Origin of the sequence: Desulfofundulus sp., from assembly GCF_049701015.1 — a bacterium.
Classification (GTDB): Bacteria; Bacillota; Desulfotomaculia; order Desulfotomaculales; family Desulfovirgulaceae; genus Desulfofundulus.
On the sequence record NZ_JBNATZ010000307.1, the window covers coordinates 1 to 2,693 of the forward strand.

Annotated in this window: 2 protein-coding genes; both read left to right on the plus strand. The window is 59.7% G+C overall.

Annotated features, from left to right (window positions below; translation table 11 throughout):
* Positions 1 to 176 precede the first annotated feature (176 nt).
* The gene (locus ACPLUI_RS13635) at positions 177 to 1,358 is read left to right on the plus strand and encodes an acetyl-CoA C-acetyltransferase (RefSeq protein ID WP_424660795.1); all 1,182 of its coding nucleotides are present in this window, start codon (positions 177 to 179) and stop codon (positions 1,356 to 1,358) included.
* A 195-nt stretch (positions 1,359 to 1,553) separates the two neighbouring features.
* A partial coding sequence (locus tag ACPLUI_RS13640; RefSeq protein WP_424660796.1) for an acyl-CoA dehydrogenase occupies positions 1,554 to 2,693 on the plus strand: 1,140 nt, incomplete at its 3' end.

Below are 2,693 nucleotides of genomic sequence, written 5' to 3' on the forward strand. Positions count from 1 at the left end.
AAAAATCGAATAGCATAAAGTTTTTTATTTGCTAGACAATTCAGGTATTGTTGCTGGTATGTCTTTTGCTCTACCAGACAACAGGAATCTTCTTCCCGGCTCGTGCAGGCGCTTTCCTGATGAACCTTTTCAGGGAGACCCGGCCAAAAATGCTGAAGTGAAAGGAGAAGTTTTTAGTGCGCGAAACCGTCATTGTCAGTGCAGCCAGGACGCCTTTCGGAAAGCTGGGCGGGGCTCTGGCCCCCCTTAGTGCCGTTCAGCTGGGGGGTATGGTGATCAAAGAGGCCGTCCGGCGTGCGGGTATCAGCGGGGACCAGGTGGAAAACGTGATCATGGGGCAGGTTCTGCAGGGCGGCTGCGGCCAGATTCCCTCGCGCCAGGCCACCCGGCTGGCGGGGTTACCCTGGGATGTCCCCTCGGAGACCATAAACAAGGTTTGCGCCTCCGGCCTGCGGGCAGTAACCCTGGGCGACCAGATCATCCGGGCGGGCGACGCCGACATCATCGTGGCCGGGGGCATGGAAAGCATGAGCAACGCACCGTATTTTGTGCACGCCCGGTGGGGCCTGCGCATGGGTGACACCAGGTTCGTGGACCTGATGGTTCACGACGGTCTGTGGTGTGCTTTTTACAACCGGCACATGGCCATCCATGGTGGTGAAGTGGCCGTGGAATACGGCGTCTCCCGGGAAGAACAGGACGAGTGGGCACTGCGCAGCCACCAGCTGGCCATTGCGGCCATGGACGGCGGCCGGCTGAAGGACGAAATTGTGCCCGTGGCCGTTCCTCAGAAAAAAGGGGACCCGAAAATGGTGGACACGGACGAGGCACCCCGCCGCGACACCAGTCTGGAGGCGTTGCGGCGCCTGCCGCCGGTTTTCGACCCCAACAACACGGTTACGGCGGGCAATGCGCCGGGTGTCAATGACGGTGCGGGAGCCCTGGTACTGATGTCCCGGGCCAAAGCCAATGAGCTGGGTATAAAACCCCTGGCCACCATCCTGGGACACGCCTCGGTTTCCCAGGACGCCAAATACATTGCCACCGTACCGGGGCTGTCCATCAACAAGCTGCTGGCCAAAAAAGGGCTGACCGTGGACGCCATTGACCTCTTCGAAGTGAACGAAGCTTTCGCGGCGGTGGTTCTGGTCAGCGCCAAGATTGCCAATTTACCGAAAGATAAAATAAACGTGAACGGCGGTGCGGTGGCCTTTGGTCACCCCATCGGTGCCAGCGGTGCCCGTATCCTGATGACGCTCATCTACGAACTCCGCCGGCGCGGTGGAGGTCTGGGTATTGCAGCCATCTGCAGCGGTGCTGCCCAGGGCGATGCCGTCCTGGTGCGGGTGGACGGCTAGGGGGCAATCCTGGCGGGTACCCGCGGTGCCCGGAGCGAACCGTGGTGCACCTCTTACGCGGAGCACGCGAGTGAGCGGAGACCCGGCACCCACTGCAAAACCTTCAATTAAGCCTGGACACCGGGAGCAGAGTCATATTGTGGTGAGTGCTTAACTGAACATGACAATACTACGGTCAAAGGAGCTGAAGCCGTCATGTCCCTGGACTTTGAACTTACCGAAGAACAGCTGATGATACGCGATACCGTACGCAAGCTGGCCCAGAACGAATTCGCCCCGCGGGCGGCGGAGATTGACAGGGAACACCGGTTCCCCCGGGAGAACCTGAAAAAGCTGGCCGAGCTGGGTTTCATGGGCATACCCATCCCGGAAGAATACGGCGGTGCCGGGTGTGACTTTTTATCCTACATCATGGCCATTGAAGAAATTTCGCGGGCCTGTGCCTCTACGGGCGTCATCCTGGCGGTGCACACCTCACTGGGGTGTTTCTCCCTTCTCTACCACGGTACGGAAGAGCAGAAGAAGAAATACCTGACCAAACTGGCCACTGGCGAGTGGCTGGGAGCCTTCGCCCTGACGGAGTCCAATGCCGGGTCGGACCCCTCCAACCTGTCGACCAGCGCCCGGCTGGAAGGTGACTATTACATTGTCAACGGCAGCAAGATCTTTATTACCAGCGGTGGTGAAGCCGACCTTTACGTCACCTTCGTACGGACCAGCCCGGGGAAGGGGCACAAGGGGATCACCTGTCTTTTAATTGAGAAAGACACGCCGGGCTTTAGCATCGGCAAAGTGGAAGAAAAGATGGGTCTCAACGGTTCCCGGACTGCGGAACTGATCTTTGACAATGCCAGGGTGCCGAGGGAGAACGTGCTGGGTGTGGAGGGTGAAGGGTTCAAGGTGGCCATGGCCCTCCTGGACGGCGGCCGTATCGGTATCGGCGCCCAGGGTCTGGGTATCGCTCAGGCGGCTTTTGACGTGGCCCTGGAGTATGCCAGGCAGCGGGTGCAGTTCGGCCGGCCCATTGCCGAGTTCCAGGCCATCCAGTTCATGCTGGCCGACATGGCCACCCAGATCGATGCCGCCCGCCTGCTGGTCTACCGGGCCGCCCGGCTGAAGGACAAGGGGCTGCCCCACTCCAGGGAAGCTTCCATGGCCAAGATGTATGCCACGGACACGGCCATGTTCGTCACCACCAATGCGGTGCAGATCCTGGGCGGTTACGGCTACTGCAAGGAGTACCCGGTGGAGCGCTACATGCGCGATGCTAAAATTACACAGATCTATGAGGGTACCAACCAGATCCAGCGGCTGGTCATTGCCAAACACCTCCTG